The 17,559-nt window shown below is 68.4% G+C and carries 16 protein-coding genes; 7 read left to right on the top strand and 9 right to left on the bottom strand.

Features of this window, described 5'->3' with window-relative positions; genetic code table 11:
• Positions 1–43: 43 nt before the first annotated feature.
• The 3 genes from N0B31_RS14775 to N0B31_RS14765 all read right to left on the bottom strand — a co-directional run bounded on the left by N0B31_RS14775 (position 44) and on the right by N0B31_RS14765 (position 2,707).
• On the bottom strand, positions 44–1,216 hold the full coding sequence (locus N0B31_RS14775; protein ID WP_260592393.1) for a thiolase domain-containing protein: 1,173 nt from the start codon (positions 1,214–1,216) through the stop codon (positions 44–46).
• 1 nt (position 1,217) lies between these two features.
• Positions 1,218–1,958 carry a 3-oxoacyl-[acyl-carrier-protein] reductase gene (fabG, locus tag N0B31_RS14770; protein ID WP_260592392.1) on the bottom strand — a complete coding sequence of 247 codons (741 nt, stop codon included), beginning with the start codon at positions 1,956–1,958 and terminating at the stop codon, positions 1,218–1,220.
• 116 nt (positions 1,959–2,074) lie between these two features.
• The gene (locus N0B31_RS14765) at positions 2,075–2,707 is read right to left on the bottom strand and encodes a hypothetical protein (RefSeq protein WP_260592391.1); all 633 of its coding nucleotides are present in this window, start codon (positions 2,705–2,707) and stop codon (positions 2,075–2,077) included.
• A gap of 192 nt (positions 2,708–2,899) precedes the next feature.
• Between N0B31_RS14765 and N0B31_RS14760 the strand changes: the two genes are divergently transcribed.
• From N0B31_RS14760 to N0B31_RS14750, 3 genes are all read left to right on the top strand, one after another.
• Positions 2,900–4,042: a hypothetical protein gene (locus N0B31_RS14760; RefSeq protein WP_260592390.1), complete on the top strand. Its 1,143-nt coding sequence runs from the start codon at positions 2,900–2,902 to the stop codon at positions 4,040–4,042.
• Between the two features lie 135 nt (positions 4,043–4,177).
• Positions 4,178–4,519 carry an SRPBCC family protein gene (locus tag N0B31_RS14755; RefSeq protein ID WP_260592389.1) on the top strand — a complete coding sequence of 114 codons (342 nt, stop codon included), beginning with the start codon at positions 4,178–4,180 and terminating at the stop codon, positions 4,517–4,519.
• A gap of 186 nt (positions 4,520–4,705) precedes the next feature.
• On the top strand, positions 4,706–5,359 hold the full coding sequence (locus N0B31_RS14750) for a flavin reductase family protein (RefSeq protein ID WP_260592388.1): 654 nt from the start codon (positions 4,706–4,708) through the stop codon (positions 5,357–5,359).
• A 39-nt stretch (positions 5,360–5,398) separates the two neighbouring features.
• Here N0B31_RS14750 and N0B31_RS14745 read toward each other — a convergent pair whose 3' ends face one another.
• The 3 genes from N0B31_RS14745 to N0B31_RS14735 form a co-directional block, all read right to left on the bottom strand.
• The gene (locus N0B31_RS14745) at positions 5,399–5,968 is read right to left on the bottom strand and encodes a hypothetical protein (RefSeq protein WP_260592387.1); all 570 of its coding nucleotides are present in this window, start codon (positions 5,966–5,968) and stop codon (positions 5,399–5,401) included.
• Between the two features lie 679 nt (positions 5,969–6,647).
• The gene (locus N0B31_RS14740; protein ID WP_260592386.1) at positions 6,648–7,142 is read right to left on the bottom strand and encodes a hypothetical protein; all 495 of its coding nucleotides are present in this window, start codon (positions 7,140–7,142) and stop codon (positions 6,648–6,650) included.
• A gap of 146 nt (positions 7,143–7,288) precedes the next feature.
• Positions 7,289–7,792 carry a DoxX family protein gene (locus N0B31_RS14735; RefSeq protein ID WP_368389246.1) on the bottom strand — a complete coding sequence of 168 codons (504 nt, stop codon included), beginning with the start codon at positions 7,790–7,792 and terminating at the stop codon, positions 7,289–7,291.
• Positions 7,793–7,974: 182 nt separating this feature from the next.
• On the opposite strand from N0B31_RS14735, the gene N0B31_RS14730 reads away from it, so the two are divergent.
• The 4 genes from N0B31_RS14730 to N0B31_RS14715 all read left to right on the top strand — a co-directional run bounded on the left by N0B31_RS14730 (position 7,975) and on the right by N0B31_RS14715 (position 13,224).
• Positions 7,975–9,441: a hypothetical protein gene (locus N0B31_RS14730; protein WP_260592384.1), complete on the top strand. Its 1,467-nt coding sequence runs from the start codon at positions 7,975–7,977 to the stop codon at positions 9,439–9,441.
• 236 nt (positions 9,442–9,677) lie between these two features.
• The gene (locus N0B31_RS14725) at positions 9,678–11,045 is read left to right on the top strand and encodes an ABC transporter substrate-binding protein (RefSeq protein ID WP_260592383.1); all 1,368 of its coding nucleotides are present in this window, start codon (positions 9,678–9,680) and stop codon (positions 11,043–11,045) included.
• A 69-nt stretch (positions 11,046–11,114) separates the two neighbouring features.
• Entirely contained in the window at positions 11,115–12,008 is an 894-nt protein-coding gene (locus N0B31_RS14720; RefSeq protein WP_260592382.1) for a branched-chain amino acid ABC transporter permease, read from the top strand.
• A complete protein-coding gene (locus N0B31_RS14715) occupies positions 12,001–13,224 on the top strand; it encodes a branched-chain amino acid ABC transporter permease (protein WP_260592381.1) in 1,224 nt (407 codons plus the stop codon). Before N0B31_RS14720 ends, N0B31_RS14715 begins: the two co-directional genes overlap by 8 nt.
• Before the next feature lie 15 nt (positions 13,225–13,239).
• On the opposite strand, the gene N0B31_RS14710 is transcribed toward N0B31_RS14715, so the two are convergent.
• The 3 genes from N0B31_RS14710 to N0B31_RS14700 all read right to left on the bottom strand — a co-directional run bounded on the left by N0B31_RS14710 (position 13,240) and on the right by N0B31_RS14700 (position 17,455).
• The gene (locus N0B31_RS14710; protein WP_260592380.1) at positions 13,240–14,910 is read right to left on the bottom strand and encodes an ATP-binding cassette domain-containing protein; all 1,671 of its coding nucleotides are present in this window, start codon (positions 14,908–14,910) and stop codon (positions 13,240–13,242) included.
• A 75-nt stretch (positions 14,911–14,985) separates the two neighbouring features.
• On the bottom strand, positions 14,986–15,915 hold the full coding sequence (locus N0B31_RS14705) for a class I SAM-dependent methyltransferase (RefSeq protein WP_260592379.1): 930 nt from the start codon (positions 15,913–15,915) through the stop codon (positions 14,986–14,988).
• Positions 15,916–16,009: 94 nt separating this feature from the next.
• The gene (locus tag N0B31_RS14700; RefSeq protein ID WP_260592378.1) at positions 16,010–17,455 is read right to left on the bottom strand and encodes a hypothetical protein; all 1,446 of its coding nucleotides are present in this window, start codon (positions 17,453–17,455) and stop codon (positions 16,010–16,012) included.
• Positions 17,456–17,559 lie beyond the last annotated feature (104 nt).

Genomic DNA, 17,559 nt, shown 5'->3' with positions numbered 1-17,559 from the left:
AGCGCGCCGCGCTGGCATCCTCGCGTTCGCTCACCGTGTCCGCTCATGCGACCACCTCCAGAACGTGGACGACGGCACTCGCCACGGTGCCACCTGCGTTGTGGGTCAGCCCGACCGTCCCCGGGCTGTCTGAGACGGCGTCGCTGTTGACGTGTCGTCCCTCGAGGAGCTTCGTCAGCTCCGATATCTGTGCACTACCGGTCGCCCCGACCGGGTGGCCCTTGGCCTTCAGCCCTCCCGAGAGGTTCACCGGGAGGTCGCCGTCAGCGGTGGTCTCACCCTCGCGCGCGGCCTCGATGGCCGTCCCAGGGTCGTAGAATCCCAGCCCCTCCAGCGCGAGCACCTCGGCGTGCGTGAAACAGTCGTGGACCTCGGCGACGTCCACGTCGCGCGGTCCGATTCCCGCCTCCTCGTAGGCGGCCGCGGCCGCCCGCTCGGTGGCCGTCGTCTGTGTGAGCGACACCCGGGCCTGCAGCGCGAGACTGTCCGTCCCCTGGCCGCTCCCGGTGATGGCCACGGGGGCGTCGAGGTCGTGCTCGGCGGCGTACTCCTCGCTGACCAGCACGGCCGCGCTCGCACCGTCGCTGATGGGCGAGCAGTCGTAGAGACCGAACGGCGAGCAGACGGTCGGTGCCTCCAGCGCGTCCTCGACGTCGATGGCCCGCTGGAACTGCGCGAGGTCGTTCTCCACGGCGTTGGCGTGGTTCTTCACCGCGATGTGCGCCAGGTCCTCGCTGGTCCCGCCGTACTGCGCGAAGTACGCCTGTGTCATCAGCGCGTACGCCCCCGGGAACGTCATCCCGGGTCGGACCTCCCAGACGGCATCGGCGGCCGCGGCGAGCGCCTCGGTCGCGTCGGCCGTCGAGAGGTTGGTCATCCGCTCGGCCCCGCCGACGAGGACCACGTCGGCCTGTCCGCTCTGGACCAGCATGACGCCCTGGCGGACCGCCGCACCGCTGGACGCACAGGCACTCTCGATGCGCGTGCTCGGGGCGTGGACACCGGCCGCCTCGGCCGCGAGCGGCCCCATGTGCCCCTGTCCCTCCGCGAACTCGCCCATGAAGTTCCCGAAGCGGACCTCCTCGACGGCCGCGTGCTCGACGCCCGCGTCGGCGATGGCCTCCTGGGCGGCCGCGGCGAACAGGTCTCTGGCGGTCCGGGACTCGTGTTTGCCGAACGGGGTCATCCCGACCCCGGCGACTCGGGGTCCCGTCATCTCACCACTCCATCCCGCCGTTGACGCCGAGGATCTGGCCCGTCATGTACGAGGAGTCCTCGCTGGCGACGAACCGGACGATGCCGGCGATATCTTCGACCTCCGCGAAGCGGTCCAGTGGAATCCGCTCGAGGATGCCCTCCTTGACGCGGTCGGGGACCGGGTCGAGCATGTCCGTCTTGACGAACCCTGGCGCGACGCAGTTGGCCGTCGACCCCTCGCGGGCGAGTTCGAGCGCGACGGTCCGGGTGAACCCGAACAGCCCGGACTTGGTGGCGGCGTAGTTGGCCTGCCCGTAGTTCCCCTGCTGGCCGACCACCGAGGAGATGTTGATGAGTCGCCCCTCCTCGGCCTGCCCGATGTCCTCGAAACACGTCTTGGTACAGTTGAATACACCCCCGAGGTTCACCTGCAGCACCCGGTCCCAGTCATCCCGGGTCATGTTCTCGAACTTCTTGTCGATCGTGATCCCCGCGTTGTTCACGAGGACGTCGACGGGCCCGAACGTCTCTCTGACCTGCTCGTGCATCGCCTCGACCTCCGTCAAGTCCGCGACGTCGGCCTGGACGGGAACTGCGGACCCGCCGGCCGCCTCGATGCGCTCGGCGACCTCGTGCGCCTCGCCCTCCGACGAACGGTAGTTGACGACGACGTCGGCGCCGTGCTCACCGAGCTCCTCCGCGATGGCTCTCCCGATGCCTCTCGATGCCCCGGTCACGAGGCATGTGCGATTCGCTAACATGGGACTCACTCTGTCGCTAGACTCGTGTAAGAGAATCAGTCTTTCGCTCAGCGCGACCCCACCGTGGCGAGCCGCCCGGCCCCCACTCCTGTCACGCGCCCGGCGCCGGCGGGCAGTCAGAGCACCGTGAACTCGCCAGTGACCGTCTCCGGTCCGTCGGTCGTAGACGCACCCTCGACGGTGATCTCGTAGCGGTAGGTCCCCGGCTCTGCGTCCGGGCTGGTCACGATCTTGCCGCCCCAGCCGTCCTCGCTGTACCGCTCGTGGGGCCCGCTCCACCGCAGTTCCATGGGCTCGAACTCGGCCCCGGGGAACTCGACGGTGACCGTATCGAGCCGGGAGTCGCCGAGGAACGTCCCGGTGTCCGAGTCGTAGACCCCGACGTGGAGGCCGATCTCCATCCCCGCGGCGAACCGGTCGATATCCGCGCACGCAGTCGTCGTCGTGGGCCCCTCGGTCGGCGTGGCGGTCTGGGTGGCGGTCTGGGCGTCGGTTCCGTCGGTCCCGTCGGTCTGGTTGCCGGGCGCGTCGGTCGTGGTCGTCTGGGCCGTGACCGTGGTGGTCCCCGAGCCATCGCTGCCGGGTTCGGTGGTGGGCGCCGGGCTCGGAGCCTGGGTTCCGGGGTCGTCGATGCGGTCACACCCCGCGAGGTTCACCGTCGCCCACGTGGCCGCCCCGGTCGTGACGAGTCGTCGTCGTGTCATGCTGGACGACGCTGAATCCTCGTCGTCTTGCCCGTTCTGGCTCATACTACCCGCCACATTGAGAACCATCCCACATAAAACCGCTCGTCGCTCGGAGCGTGGACTCGAGGTCGAATGTCGGTCCGAGTGGTCTCCTGACGTCCGTCTGCTGCCGACGGCCAATTTTCTGCAGACACACGATAGCACGAAATAATCGCAAACTTTTAATACAGATGTCAGGTGACGTGGTAACAGATCATGAGCCAACGCCACCGGCCTTCCGGCGCGTCCGACGCCGCCTCCCACGACGAGGGGCGGGAGGAGGAGTCACAGACCAGTTCGGGGACCACCAGGCGCCGTCTGCTGGTGAGCGGTGCCGCCACGTGGGCGACCGTCGGCCTCGCGGGCTGTGGGAGTAACGACGGGACGGAAACCCCGACCGCGACAGCGACCGAGGCCCCGACGACGGCGCCGGCCGACCAGAACACGGAGACACCCGAACCGCAGCCCGAGAACTTCGTCGTCACGACCGAGACGTGGGCCGGCGGTGAAGGGGTCCCCGCCGCGATCTCGTTCATGTCGGCATGCGCCACCACGAACACGTTCGTCCCCGGCATGCAGGCGGTCTTCTTCGTCGGCATCTACGACCCGGAGACCGGTGAGAAGCTGACCCCCGACGACCTCGACGGCGCCCAGGTCAACGTCGGCGACGGCATGGACACGGTAGAACTGAGCTGGACCGACGAGCACGGCCACGCCACCCGCGGCGAGGGCAACAACTGGGTCGGGAGCTGGATGATCCCCGAGGACATGGACCCCGGCGGACTCCCCTACACGGTCGAGGTGACTAGGAGCGACGGCGACGCCACCTTCCAGAACGTCGGCGTGCTGACTGACTCCATCGAGATCGTCGAGTACGACGACCCGACGAACTACGTCGTCGACGCGGCGACCCACTGGGTCGGCCACCCGGCCCCCGAATACTCGAACGGGTTCGTCGGTGCGTGCGCCCCCGAACGGGAGTACACCCCCGAGATGGACGTCACGTTCGTCATCGGCCTCTACGACAGCACCTCCGGCCTCATGGTCGGTCAGGACGGCCTCGTCAACCCCAACACCGGCGAGGCGGTCGAGGACGAGACGACCCCCGCGAACGCCGGCATCGACTCGGTGACGGTCGTCTCACCGGACGGTGCGTTCGACGACGTGGCGCTGAGCTGGACGGACGCGCTCGACGACGAGAACGACCTCCCGCGGTGGTTCGGCACGCTCGAGACCGAGAACCTCGACCCGGGAACCTACGCGTACGAGGTCCAGATATCGGACCAGGAGCAGGGCCGCTTCGACGTCGGCGTCGCCTCCGCACAGTTCTCGATCATCGAGGTACCGGAGAGCGCCTGAGACCGGGGCGGACCGACGAGGCCCCTCCCGAACTGTTCGGCATCCATGCGCCACCGAGACGACGACCCACCGCCGGCCGAAGCCGCGGACAGTGCACCGGCCGCCGTCCCGTCCGAAGATAGAGAGGACGGAATCATGTCGTTCGCCGATACGGTCCGGCTCGACACCGACAGACACCAGCTCTGGGCCGCCATCACGGACCCGGAGACGCTGGCGACCTGCATCCCGGGTGCCGAGTCGGTCGAACGGGTGTCGGACCGGGAGTACACCTGTGAGATCACCCGGAGCGTCGGCAGGGTGGCCGTCTCGCTGCGGGGCGAGGCCCAACTCGTGGAGGTCCACCCGCCGGACTACGTCGTCACCAGGGGGAGCGCGTTCGACTCGAAGACGGGGAGCGACCTCGAGGTGCTGGCGGCTATGGAGCTCCAGGAGGCCGACGACGGTCGCGTCGCCCTGTCGTACTCGGCGGAGGTATAGAGCTGACGGGCGGTGCCGGCTCCATCGGGACGCGATTGCTGCGGCCGGTCGTCGGTCGTGACGTGGATGCCTACTTCGAGAACGTCCGTGCGGTCGTGACCGACCACGACGGGCCGTAGCCCGGACGCCGATCACACCCCTCTCTCCGGAGGAACTGATTAGACGACCGAGACGGTAGCACGAGGTATGGCCACTAGTGACGCGCCCGAGTCGTTCGAAGCGGTCTCGGCGATGGACTCGATGGGACTGTTCAAACCGAAGGTCGTCGCGCTCGTCGTGACCGACAGCGAGGAGGCCGGGCCGAACGTCATGACCGCCTCGTGGTGGATGCTCGCGGGGTGGAACCCGCCCCGGTACCTCTTGGCGGTCAGTCACAAGACCCACACGTACGAGCTCATCGAGCAGAACCCCGAGTTCGTGATGGCCGCCCCCTCGACCGAGATGATCGACGCGCTGACCCTGTGTGGGATGGTCAGCGGGCGCGAACTCGACAAGATAGCGCACCTCGGTCTCGAGACGGTCCCTGGTCGGGAGATCGACGTGCCCCTGCTGGCGGACGCCGTCGGGAACATCGAACTCTCGGTCGTCGACTCCTTCGAGTTCGAGGACTGCACCTACTACTTCGGGTCGGTCGAGGCGGCCTACGTCCGCGCCGGCGGGATGGACGGGCGCATCCTCTCGCTCGACGAGGACATCTTGGCGTACATGGGGAGCGACTGGGGCGGCGAGCGGAAGTACCGCTACTACCTCGACCTCGACCCCGAGAACCTCGCCCGGTTCCCGGGTGACGAGGTGGTCGAGTCGCTCCCCGAGGACCTCCGCGAGCGGTACCGTGACTGACCGCGGGGCGTGACGAGGGCCTCCCGTTCCCCACGAGGCTCACCAGAGGGCGGTGGGACTCCTGATGACGAACGGCGGGTCGTCGTCGAGGTCCTCGCCGAACAGGAACGCGAGGAAGGCGAGCGAGACCCGCCGTTCCCCGACCGCGACCGCCCGGCTGTCGGGGGGCTCCGTGAACCGTCCGTCGTAGCGCTCGACCGTGTCGCGGTCGACCTGGAGGCCGTAGCGCCGCTCGAGGAGTCGCTCGCACTCGCTGTACGTGTGGTCTGCGGCGTGGAAGCGACACAGCTCCACGATGGGGCGGGCGTACTCACAGCGCGGATAGAACCACGACGAGAGGTCCCCCTGGAACGACTGCCCACAGCCCTTGCACTCGTACAACTGGACCTCGAGCCCGACTTCCTCGAAGCCATCCTCGGTGACGAGTCGGGCGAAGGTCTTGCGGGCCCGCTGGTAGCCGTTCTTGCGCAGGGCACGCGACCCACACCCGGGACAGGGACGCCGGTCGCCGACCCGCCGGCCGTCGTACGCCCGGAGCCTGTCGTGGACCGCGTCGACGAACAGCGGCGAGACGGTCGGATCGAGTCGCTTCTCTGCTGGGCCCTGCATCGCGTATCTCCTTGCACCTACGAGTCAAAAACGTTCAGGTCGACCCCCCCGGCGAGGGGGCCGACCCACACTCGCGTCGGAACTGGTAGGACCGACCACGGGACCGACGCCTCAGCAATGACATCCTCCTCGCCCTGAAGCGCGAGGTTTCCCCATCCGCGCTCGGGGTCGCTCCGGCCATCGCACCTCGCAAAACGGTGCGTGGGACTCCGGTGCGTCCAACGGGGGCAAATCCACCCGGCGGAGCCGGGGCGTCTCGGTTTGTGCGCGGTACGTGAGTCCCGTGAGGGATGTGGCGGATTCGGCGTCCCGACGGACGCGGTATCTCCTTGTACCGTGTATCCCCGTCACCCGAGAAGGGGTTGGGGGATACCCCCGGACACCGATTTCTCCGCGTCCGGGCACGGGTCGTGCCATCGACCTGCCTGCCCGTTGAGCCACGGTGGGCAGGCTCAAGCGCGGCAGGCTCGCGTTTTTCATGCCCGCCTTTCGGCAGGTGCGTCGGTGGGCTCTCGCCCGGTCGAAAGTGTGTTATCGACCACGCCGACGGGAGGAACGCCAAACCACCTCCAGTTTTCCGCGTTGAGTTACCGAAGAGACGCCCCCGGTCGGCATAACCGCGTGGTCTGTGGCGGAAGTAGTCGGATTCACGCCCGCCCTGAACGGCGGGACTCTCTGCTTAAGTCAGGTAGCTCCCGCTGTTGTCCCCGCCACACGCGAGCGCGACCTCGTACCGGCCGACGTCCCGAGGGGTGACGTTGGACTCGATGAACGACACCTGCAGCAGTATCGTCCCCGTCTCGCCCGGGGCGACCGTGGCGGCGTTAGCGGTCCACGTATCCCCCGGCGTGATGTCGGTGCCGGCCCCGTCGTAGAGGGTGACGGTGTACTGATAGTCACCCAGGTCCGTCTCCTCCGCACCGGCGTTCTCGACGGTGGCGACGACGGCGAAGTGGACGTCCTCGTGTTGCTGTCCACGCCGGAGGTCGTCGCGGGAGTCGACGAGGGAGAGCCCGTCGACCGAACTCTCGAGCGTCGGGTCGGACAGCTGGAGGTTCGGGAGCGGCGTCTGCTCGCCGTCCTCGTCGTCGCCCGCGGTGCAGCCAGCGAGCGCCGTCGAACCGACCGCCGCGAGGCCGATACTGGTCCGTCGGAGTAGTGACCGGCGTTTCATCGGTACTAGCCGTCTGTGCGAATCCACATAATGGTGACTTCGACACCAGCGGGCCCACCTTCCGGGCCCGAGTCCGAAACGACGGGGGTCCCACGGCCGCGGTGTCGGGGGCCGGCCCGCCGTCGATGGCCGTCGTGACCCCCGGCTCACCCCAGGAACAGCTTCAACCGGGGGTTGTTCTCGACGATGGGCTGTGACTCGATCCAGGCGTCGAGGCCGAGGATGCGGCCCGCCCCGAACGCGCCCAGCACGAACAACAGCAGGACGTACATCACGTGGTAGTTGATGAGGATGGAGTTCGGGAGCGGGAACGCGGCCAGCCAGTAGAACAGCATCATCACCGCACCCCAGAACGCGGCGAACCGGACGAACGCGCCGAAGATGAGCCCCAGGCCGACGAGCGTCAGGCCGAGCGAGTTCAGCGGCGTGAGCAGCCAGGCCCACTCGGTGGCCATCACCGTCCAGATGTCCACGAACGGGTTCCCCTCCGGAATGCCGTACAGGAGGAACCCGCGGACACTCCAGTTCGGGTCCCACGCCTTGGTGGCCCCGGAGTAGAAGAACGACCACCCCATGATGACACGGAGGCCGAACAGGGCGTATCCGACCCACGTCTCGGAGTACTCGAACTGTACGTGTCGACCGAACATGTCCGTCTCGAGCCGTCTGTTCGACATGCTAGTGTTACTCACCCACCCCTACTACGTCCTCCCAATAATAAACGTGGGGGCCGACTGGGCCACCTCCCCGCGACCGGGCTCCATCGTGGGCGGCCGTGGGGTCGCCCCGTGGCACACAAAGCTATTTACGAGTGCTGTCGCGTACTTCGGATATGACAGAGCGACCGGACGAGTCCACCGCGAGGCGCGGCCGCACCTCGCGTCGGCAGGGTGAGGGCACCGAGCGTTCGGGGACGCTCGTACTGAGCGACGAGAAAGCGTACGTCGGGGACACGGTCACGTTCAAGGGACGGAACTTTCCGCCGGGGGAGGCGTTCGACGTGGTTTGGCACTCGGTCCAGGGGAGCTGGGGGGTACTCCAGGCCAACGAGATCGTCGGGCCACAGTTCCGACCGCGGTCCGAGACCATCCTCACCGTCGAGGCCGACGACTCGGGGGCGTTCGACGCGGAGTGGACCATCCCCGACGAGTACGGGGGGACCCACCGCATCGAGGTGCAGGCCGACGCCGAGGAGCCGGTCGCCACGGCCGAACTCGAACTCGTCCCGTGGTTCGAACTCGACCGGACCGAGGCCCCGATGGGCGAGACGTTCACCCTCCGGGGGTACGGCCTCGGCCCGGACGTCATGCAGAACAACTATCAGGTGGCCTGGGACAACGGCTACGTCGGATTCCTCACCGGCGTGCAGAACCGGGGGACGGCGACCGCGGAGGTCCGTGCGGTCGGGCCTCCGGGCGAGCACGTCCTCCAGGTGTGGCGCAACTACCGCGGGGTCCCGTACCTGCTCAACAACACGCAGTCACCGTTCGGGTCGGTCGCGGGCGGCCGCCAGACCGCGTGGCGGGTCGAGGTGAGCGAGCCCGAGTCGGCCCCCCGGACTGCCTGGATGGACGACCTGTTCGACGAGTCACCCATCGACCTCCACTACCGGGGGCTCGCCGACGAGACGGACGCCGAACTGGAGATCAGCCCACAGTGTGGGCAGGCCGGGACGACGGCGATCATCACCGGACGGCAGTTCGAGCCGAACACGGAGGTCGACCTCGTCTGGTACCGCCACGAGGGCCACGAGCCACGTGGGACCTCCTCGACGCCCGACCCGAAGATCGGCCCGGTGGCGAAACCCGACGTCTTGCCGACGGTGACGAGCGACGCGGACGGTCGCTTCCAGACCGAGGTGACCATCCCGACCGACATCGGGTCGACGCGTCCCATCACGGCCGCCGTCGGCGGGCGACAGGTCGCCGCCACCGGGTTCATGATGCAACCGTCCATCGAGCGGTTCGAGCCGACGAGTGGGCCGGTGGGGACGGAGATCGAGATCGAACTCTCGGGCATCGGCTGGACCGCCTACGAGAACGCCCCCTACTTCGTCTACGACAACAAGCCACTCGGGTACCTGTGCGGGACGGGTGGCGACGACGAGACCGGCACCGTGAATCCGGTCCTGCACGCGACGGGCGAACCCGGCTGGCACTTCATCGATGCGTACCCGTCCCTGTTCTGGGTCGAGGACGACCACCCCGACTTCCAGCTCAAACCCCACCTGTCGTACCTCGACAACCACCCAGTCCGCCCGCTCCCTGCTTTCCACTTCGCCTTCGAAGTGACGGAGTGAGCTGACCGTCTGTCCACTTCACCCTCGTGGTCGGGGCGGGCGGGCAGCGCACCCTGCGCTCGTGTCTCGACCACTCTTCCTGGCGTCTATCGGGATTCGGGTCCTCGATTGGGGTGAAAAATTCACGTTACTGTACGAAACTCGAGCGCAGAAATCACGTTACCAACCTTATCGAAAACCACATTTGTAGATAACTTTCCAGTACTTTTAAACGTCTGTCTGCTCGAATGGCTGGCATGTCCGACGGTGATTCGAAACAGACGGAGGGCGCCCAGGCCGTGTCCGACTCCGACGCGTCGACCCGACCCGACGGCCGCCGCTCGCGACGCGCGTTCCTCGCGGCCGGGGCGACGGCATCGCTGGTGACGTTCGCCGGGTGTGCCGGCGGCGAGGGGACGGAGACCCCCGCTGGGGACGGGACCGGGACTGCCACGCGGACGCCGACCGTCACGAGCACGTCGACCGACTACCCCGACGAGGTGGTCATCGGCTCGGTCCACCCCCTCACGGGGAGCACCTCCTACGTCGGGAACCGTCTCCACAATGCCGTCCGGATGGCCGCGACGGTCAAGAACGAGGAGGGCGGTATCCAGTCGATGGACGGTGCCGAGGTGAAGGTGCTCCAGGGCGACCACAAGAACGACCCCGCCGTTGGTGGGGAGGTCACGGGCGAACTCATCGACCGGGGTGCGGACATCCTCACCGGGACGTACTCCTCGCCCGTGACCAACGCCGCGACCCGGGTCGCCGAGTCCGAGGGCGTGCCGTTCGTCATCGACATCTCGGTCGCCGCGTCGCTGCTCCAGGAACGCGACCTCGAGTACGTCTACCGGGCGCAACCCAACTCCTGGAGCCAGTCGGCCGACCACGTCGAGGGGCTGACTGCCGTCGCCGACCGGGCGGGGCTCGACATCGAGACCGTCGGGCTGTTCTACGTGGACACCACCTACGGACAGGCCATCCGTGACGGGCTCGAGCGCGCCATCGAGGGGACGAACATGGAGGTCGTCGAGACCGCGAGCATCGGGTTCGGTGGGACGGCCGACAGTCAGGTCACGCGGTTCAGGCAAGCCGACCCGGACGCCATCTTCCCGACGGTGTTCACGAACCAGATGCTGGAACTGGTCAAGGCGATGCAGGACCAGAACTACTGGCCGGACGTGTTCGCGGCGTGTGCCAGCGGTGGCATGTACACCGAGAACTTCCAGAAGATGGGAGACGTCATCGACGGGGCGCTCTCCTCGGGGTACCAGATCGACCTGACACAGGAGAAGGCCCAGCGCATCAACGAGCGGTACATGCAGACCTTCGACACCCCCGCGATGAAAGGCAACATCGGCATGGCCTACACGACCGCGGAGGTCGTCATCGAGGCGTTCGAACAGGCGGGGAGCGCCGACCCGGAGGTGCTGCGCCGGACGCTCGACGACATCACCGTCGACGAGCACATCATGGCGATGCCACCGATCTCGTTCACCGAGCGCGGCGAGAACGCCAACCCCCTCTCGGTGATGAACCAGATCCAGGACATGGAGGCGCAGGTGGTCTACCCCGAGGAGTACGCGACGGTCGAGGTCCAGCCCGAACTCATCGGCCAGAACTGAGGGGCCCATGACCTGGCACCCCCTCAGCCGTGGACACGGCCGCTGGTCCCCCGGCCGACGGAGGGGTCGGTGCTAGCCTCCCAGCCGTTGCTCGTCGGGCCGGCGGTGTTCGCCCAGCTCCTCGTCCTCGGGGTCCTCCTGGGGAGCATCTACGCGTTCGTCTCGCTCGGGCTCACCATCATCTTCGGCGTCATGGAGGTCGTCAACGTTGCGCACGGTGCCTTCACCGTCGTCGGGATGTACGCCGTCTGGTTCGTCGCGGCGCGGCTGGAGCTCTCGCCGTTCCTCGGCATCCCGCTGGCCGCCGTGGTCCTGTTCGGCATCGGGGTCCTGATACAGCGGACGACGCTCGCACCCCTCGGGGAGGAGGCCCAGGGGAACAAGTTCCTCGTCACCGTCGCCTTCCTCATCATCATCGTCGCCCTCGTCGAGATGACGTTCACCGCGACCCCCCGCCAGCTGTCGACCGGCTTCGGCAGCTGGGGGTTCGCCGACGTGTACGTCCCCGAGGGGGAGCTGTACGCGCTGCTCGTCGCCGCGGCCACCTCGGCGGTGGTCTGGACGTTCCTGCACCGGACACACATCGGTCGAGCCATCCGCGGGACCGCCGACAACCGGCTGAACGCCGCCTACGTCGGCATCGACGTCCGGCGGATCGACTACCTCACGTTCGGCCTGGGGGCCGCCCTCGCCGGGCTGGCCGGCGCGCTCATCACGTTCGTCCAGCCGTTCGACCCGTACCTCGGGAACGCGTATCTGACCGTCGCGTTCGTGGTGGTCGTCCTCGGCGGCCTCGGCTCTATCCGCGGGGCCGTCCTCGGTGGCCTGCTCGTCGGCATGATCCGCGTGTTCGGCGCGTTCTACCTCCCCGGGTCGTACTACAACGTCCTCATCCTGCTCGTGTTCATCGCGGTGTTGCTGGTCAAGCCCACGGGGCTGTTCGGGGGGCCGACCCGTGCCTGACCGGTCGCAGTCGCTCGCCCGGCTCCAGCGGCGCGCCGGGAGCCTCGCCGAGACGCTCGGAGACTGGCGTGGGCGCTGGTACGCCACCCCGGTGCTGGGTGTGGGCCTGCTCGTCGGCCTCGCGGTCCTCCCCCTGTCGCTCGACGTCCCCGTCTTCGGGACGCGGCTCGGGGCCCTCCTGAGTCTGAACATCCTCGTCGTCGCGCTGCTCTGGGCGACGGCCGCACAGAGCTGGAACATCGTCTCCGGGTTCTCCGGGCAGTTCTCGTTCGGCCACGCGGCGTTCTTCGGCCTCGGTGCCTACGTCCCGCTCGTCCTGAGCCGCGAGTTCGCCGTCAATCCCTGGCTCGGGATGCTCGCCGGAAGTCTCCTCGCGGGTGCTTACGCCCTCTGTATCGGCGGGCTCAGCTTCCGCTACGGCGTCGGCGGGAGCTACTTCGCGCTCGTCACGCTCGCGTTCGCGGAACTCCTGCTGTACCTGTTCATCAACGTCGACCAGCTCGGTGGCGCCAGCGGCTTCGTCAAGCCGTTCCCGGACGCCTACGGCGCCGAGTACGGCCTCCTCGCGTTCCAGTTCCGGGAGACGCTCCCGTACTACTACGTCGCCCTCGGGCTCCTGCTGGTCGTCTCGCTCGTGGCACTCGTCATCAAGCGGTCACGTATCGGGCTGTACCTGTTCGCCATCCGCGACGACGAGGCCGCGGCCAGCGCCGTCGGGATCCCGACCATTCGGTACAAGCTCTTCGCGCTCGTCGTGAGCGCGTTCTTCACCGCGTGGGCCGGGACGCTCTGGAGCATGTACTTCGTCTCCATCCGCCCCCGGGTCGTCTTCGGGCTGCTGGTGAACCTCGACATCCTGCTGCCGGCCGTCGTCGGTGGCCTCGGCACCATCTTCGGCCCCATCGTGGGTTCGCTCCTCCTGACCGTGACGAGCGAGGTGGCACGCGAGGCCGTCGGCGTCCCGGAACTTCAGGAGGTCGTCTACGGGGTCGTCCTCCTCCTCGTCGTCCTCCGGACGCCCGGTGGGGTCGTCACCTGGCCGTCGCGAGTCGCCGAGGCGTTGGCCACCGCCCAGGGCGAGACCGAGGGGCAGCGGGAGGCACCGCCGGCGGCCACGGAGGGGCCGTCCCCCCACGGCACCGACGAGCGACGGGCCGAGAGTGACGGTGGGCGCGGCGACCCGGCGGCAGGCGACCGCTCGGAGCCCGACCGCTGACCGCCCGGTCGTCCGTCACTCGAGCCCGAGGTAGAGCTCGACGAGGCGGTCCTCGCTCTCGAGTGCCTCGGGCGGCCCGTCGAACTGTATCCGTCCCTGCGAGAGGACGTAGACGTGGTCCGCGACGGTCATGGCCTCCCGGACGTGCTGTTCGACCAGTACGATCTGGATGCCCCGGTCGACGAGGGTCCGGAGGACGTCGAAGAGGTCGTCGACGGCGGACGGTGCCAGCCCGCTGAGCGGCTCGTCGAGGAGGTACACGTCGGCCCCCGTCATCATCGCCCACCCGAGGCCGAGCATCACCTGCTGGCCACCGGAGAGCGACCGCGCCGGCTCGGAGAGCGACGCGGCCAGCGCGGGAAACAGGTCCAGGACCACCTCTATCCGCGCGTCGACCACGGCCTCGTCGTCGACGGTGGTGGCCCCCAGCTGGAGGTTCTCGCGGACGGTGAGCCCGGCGAACGTCCGCCGGTCTTGCGGGACCGTCGTGATTCCGGCCCGGACGATCTCGTGCGGTTCGAGCCCGGTGAGCGGCCGGCCGCCGTACTCGATGGCTCCCGACCGGACCGGTACGACGCCCCCGAGCAGCTTGAGGAGTGTCGACTTTCCCGAGCCGTTCGGCCCGAACACGCACGTGATCCCATCGTGGCTCTTGACCGAGACGCCGTCGAGCACGACCTGCTTCCCGTAGCCGGCCGTGACGTTCCGGGCGACCAGACGGTCGACCGGTCCCCGTTCGTCGTCCTCGTCGCCGTCCGCCCTCGACGCGAGTGCTCGTGCGACCCGGCTCTCTGCGTCGCTCTCGGCCGGCGCCGGCCGGCGCGCCCTCGACTCCGCGACGACGCCGGGCGTCGGGGTACCGGCCTCGACTTCGGTCCCGGTCCCGGTCTGGGTCTCGGTTCCAGTCTCGGTCTCGGTCGCCGGCATCTCCCCGTCGGTCCCTGTCGCCCGGTCCGTCCGGGTCCCGATGTAGGCGTCCCTGACGCGCTCGTCGCTCGTGACCGTCGAGAACGCGCCCTGTGTCAGGACGCGGCCGCCGTCGAGGACCGTGATCCGGTCGGCGATGTCCCCGACGACACTCATGTCGTGCTCGATGACGACGACCGTGGTCCCGCCGTCGTTCATCTCGCGGAGCGCCGAGAGCACCCGGTCCTGGATGGCGGGGTTGACGCCCGCAGTCGGCTCGTCGAGGAGGACACACTCCGGCTCCAGCATCGTCGCCCGGCCGAGTTCGAGGAGCTTCTGCTGGCCGCCCGAGATGTCGCTCGCGTCGTGGTCGGCGACGCGGTCGAGGTCGAGCAGGTCGAGTAGTTCGGCGGCCCGCTCGTGGGTCTCGGTGGGGACGCGGAGCCCCGACCCCAGCCCGCCGGTGTAGACGCTCAGCAGGTTCTCGCGGACGGTGAGTCGCTCGAAGGGGGCGGTTATCTGGAAGGTCCGGACGAGCCCGCGACGGGCGACCTGATCTGGTCGCATCCCGGTGATGTCCTCGCCGTCGAACCGCACGACACCGCTGTCGGGCCGCTGGAACCCCATGACGAGGTCGAACAGCGTGGTCTTCCCGGAGCCGTTCGGCCCGATGATGCCGTGACACTCCCCCGGCTCGAAGGTGACCGTGACGTCGTCGGCCGCCACGACGTCGCCGAACGTCTTCGTGAGTCCCTCCGTCTCGAGTCGTCCCCCGGGCACGGCCTCCCGTTGCGCCCCACCGGGCAAAACTCTTCGCGGGGTCGGGTCGGTCGGTGTCACGACACGTCGCCCGACTCAGCGCTCCTTCCGACCCACGACCGTCTGGAACTCGGTCCGGGGGACGTCATCGATCTCGACGTCGACGAAGCCGACGTCCTCTAGGGCCGACCGGTACTCGTCGGCGGTGTGCGTGTTCCCCGTGTCGGTCAGCGTCAGCATGTGGAACGCGAACCGGTTGTCCATCTCGGACATGCCCCTGACCCGCTCGGTACAGACGAACGTCCCGCCGGGCTTGAGGGCGTCGAACGCGTTCTCGAAGTACGCCCGCAGGTCCGCGGGGGTGAACGAGGTGGTCATCCGGGCGCTGAACACGAGGTCGAAGCCCGCGGGGAGCGACTCGAGGGCGTCACCCGCCACCACGTCGAGGCCGAGGTCGGCGTGGTGTGACTCGAGGAGGTCGAGCACGCCCGGCCGGTCGAACAGCGCGACGTCCGCCCCGCGTCGGGCGAACTCCGCCCCGAACCGGCCGGGCCCGCCACCGACGTCGAGGACGGTGTCCGGTCGCGGGTGGGCGTGCTCGACGGTCGTGACGATCTCGCGGACGGCCACGTCCTCGACGGTCGCCATGGCCCCGACGAAGTTCCGGAACCCCGCGTCGGTGTGCTCGGGCGGCTCGCCGGTCCGCATCACCTCCGGGAGCTGCATGTAGTTCTCCAGCGAGTCGAGCCGGTGGGGGAGCATCCCCCGGTCGAGGACGTCCGCCTCGGGGTCGAGCACCCGGAGGGACTCCGTCGCCCGGTAGCCGCCGTCGGCCCGCTCGGCGTACCCCAGTTCGACGAGACACCCGAGGACGATGTCCGCCGCCCGTTCCGTTATGCCCGCGCCGGCGGCGAGCGCGGCCGTTCCCTCCGTCCCGGCGAGCAGTTCGTCGACGACGCCGGTCTCGCGGCAGGCCCACAGCAGGAACACCTCGAAGTGTCTGTTGTATATCGCGTCCTCGTCCATGGGGGTTGGTCCCACGTGCCCGTACAAAAATCCACTCGTCTGTCACCTCCGACGTGGATTCCCCGTCGCCGGACTGGGAGAGTGTCCGGGACCGTCACTCCGTGACCTCGAACACCATGTGCATGCCCGGGAGCGGCCGGACGGGGTGGTTGTCGAGGTACGACAGGTGGGGTTTGATCTCGACCTCGGGTTCGTCCTCCTGCATCTCGAAGATTGACGGGTAGACGTCGATGAAGTGGTACCCCGGCTGCCCGGACGCCTGGAACGCCACCTCGACGGTGGTCGTCTTGTGTTCGTCGGTCATCCCACAGGCGTACCCGAGCGGTTTGTTGTCGTAGACGAAGTAGGGGGCGTTCTCGTAGGCGGTCCAGCCGATGCCCGAGAGTTCGATCTCGATCTCCGTCCCCACCGGCCCGCTCGTCGGCTCGAACCGCTCGATGGACGGCTGGACCATGAACCCCGTCACGGCCACGGTCCGGCCGTCGACGGCCGCTGCGATGGGTCGCGTCGAGCCCTCCGCGAGCGGGACCTCGAACTCGACCTGGAAGCGACCGTCCGCGTCGCTCGTCACCGTGGGCAACACGCCCTCACGTGGCTTCGTCGTGACGTCGGGGCCTCTGATTCCCTGGCCGTAGTGCTGGTACCAGACGAGGTCGACCTCCGTGTTCGGCGGGAAGTCGGTGCCGGTGAGGATGGCGGCCGTCCCCGGTTGGCCGCAGGTGGGTGCGATCTCGAGCGTCGCGTCGGTGTCCTCGTCGAGCTCCGGGTAGTGGAGGCTGATCGGACTCTCGTCGAACATGCCCTCCACCCAGGCGGTCTCCGGCGGATCGTCCCGTTCTGTGACCTCCACGGTCCACTGCGACTGCCGGCCCCCCGCGACCGGCCCGAACGGCGACTGGGTGTTGTTCTGGAGGTAGGGGATGCCACGGTAGTTACGCCACACCTGGATGGTGTGGGGCCCCGGCGGCCCCACGGCTCGGATCTGTGCCGTCGCCGTCCCCCGGTTCATCACCCCGGTCATGAACCCGACGTTGCCGGTGTCCCAGACCACCTGGTAGTTGTTGGTCGTCGCCTCCGGCCCCAGCCCGTACCCGACGATGGTGAACGCCTCGCCCAGCGGGGCCTCCGTCTGTTTGAGTTCGAACCAGGGCGTGATGTCGAACGTGTTCCGAGCGACGGTCGTCCCCCCCTTCTGGAGTTCGACCCGGTGGGTCCCACCGTAGTCCTCGGGCACCGTCCACGTCTCGTTGAAGGCCCCAGACGCGCTGGCCGTGACCGTCAGGATGGTCTCGCGCCGGGGCTGGTACTGCTGGCCGACCACCTCGTTGGCCTGCAACACCCCCCACCTCCCCTGGACGGAGTGCCAGACCACCTCGTACCGCTGGTCCGGCTCCAGGTTCCGACCCTTGAACGTGATCGTATCCCCGACGTAGCCGTCGTCGTCGCTGAGGACCAGCGTCTCCTGACTGTCGGTCGAGCCCCGGAGGTGACGTTCCAGCGTCCGTCGCACACCTGTGAACCCCTCCTGATCGTCGCTCATGTCTACCCCCTTTCGTGTTTTCCCAGATATAGCTATTGCAGGCCCCGTCGCCCCGCTCCGAGGCCCCCTGCCGTCGGCGAGGGTAGAGCGGCCTCGGCGTGGTC

The sequence above is a fragment of the Salinirubellus salinus genome, from assembly GCF_025231485.1.
In the GTDB taxonomy this organism is placed as follows: domain Archaea; phylum Halobacteriota; class Halobacteria; order Halobacteriales; family Haloarculaceae; genus Salinirubellus; species Salinirubellus salinus.
Note: the sequence above shows the minus strand (reverse complement) of the source record. Positions and strands in the feature narration are given on the sequence as shown.

What these genes read in the sequence shown, in the direction of transcription:
- N0B31_RS14725 (WP_260592383.1), top strand. Translation starts at nt 9,678, where the DNA reads ATGTCCGACGGTGATTCGAAACAGACGGAGGGCGCCCAGGCCGTGTCC.
- N0B31_RS14735 (WP_368389246.1), bottom strand. Translation starts at nt 7,792, where the DNA reads ATGTTCGGTCGACACGTACAGTTCGAGTACTCCGAGACGTGGGTCGGA.
- N0B31_RS14740 (WP_260592386.1), bottom strand. Translation starts at nt 7,142, where the DNA reads ATGAAACGCCGGTCACTACTCCGACGGACCAGTATCGGCCTCGCGGCG.
- N0B31_RS14700 (WP_260592378.1), bottom strand. Translation starts at nt 17,455, where the DNA reads ATGAGCGACGATCAGGAGGGGTTCACAGGTGTGCGACGGACGCTGGAA.
- N0B31_RS14755 (WP_260592389.1), top strand. Translation starts at nt 4,178, where the DNA reads ATGTCGTTCGCCGATACGGTCCGGCTCGACACCGACAGACACCAGCTC.
- N0B31_RS14775 (WP_260592393.1), bottom strand. Translation starts at nt 1,216, where the DNA reads ATGACGGGACCCCGAGTCGCCGGGGTCGGGATGACCCCGTTCGGCAAA.
- N0B31_RS14750 (WP_260592388.1), top strand. Translation starts at nt 4,706, where the DNA reads ATGGCCACTAGTGACGCGCCCGAGTCGTTCGAAGCGGTCTCGGCGATG.
- fabG (WP_260592392.1), bottom strand. Translation starts at nt 1,958, where the DNA reads ATGTTAGCGAATCGCACATGCCTCGTGACCGGGGCATCGAGAGGCATC.
- N0B31_RS14760 (WP_260592390.1), top strand. Translation starts at nt 2,900, where the DNA reads ATGAGCCAACGCCACCGGCCTTCCGGCGCGTCCGACGCCGCCTCCCAC.
- N0B31_RS14705 (WP_260592379.1), bottom strand. Translation starts at nt 15,915, where the DNA reads ATGGACGAGGACGCGATATACAACAGACACTTCGAGGTGTTCCTGCTG.
- N0B31_RS14745 (WP_260592387.1), bottom strand. Translation starts at nt 5,968, where the DNA reads ATGCAGGGCCCAGCAGAGAAGCGACTCGATCCGACCGTCTCGCCGCTG.
- N0B31_RS14765 (WP_260592391.1), bottom strand. Translation starts at nt 2,707, where the DNA reads ATGAGCCAGAACGGGCAAGACGACGAGGATTCAGCGTCGTCCAGCATG.
- N0B31_RS14730 (WP_260592384.1), top strand. Translation starts at nt 7,975, where the DNA reads ATGACAGAGCGACCGGACGAGTCCACCGCGAGGCGCGGCCGCACCTCG.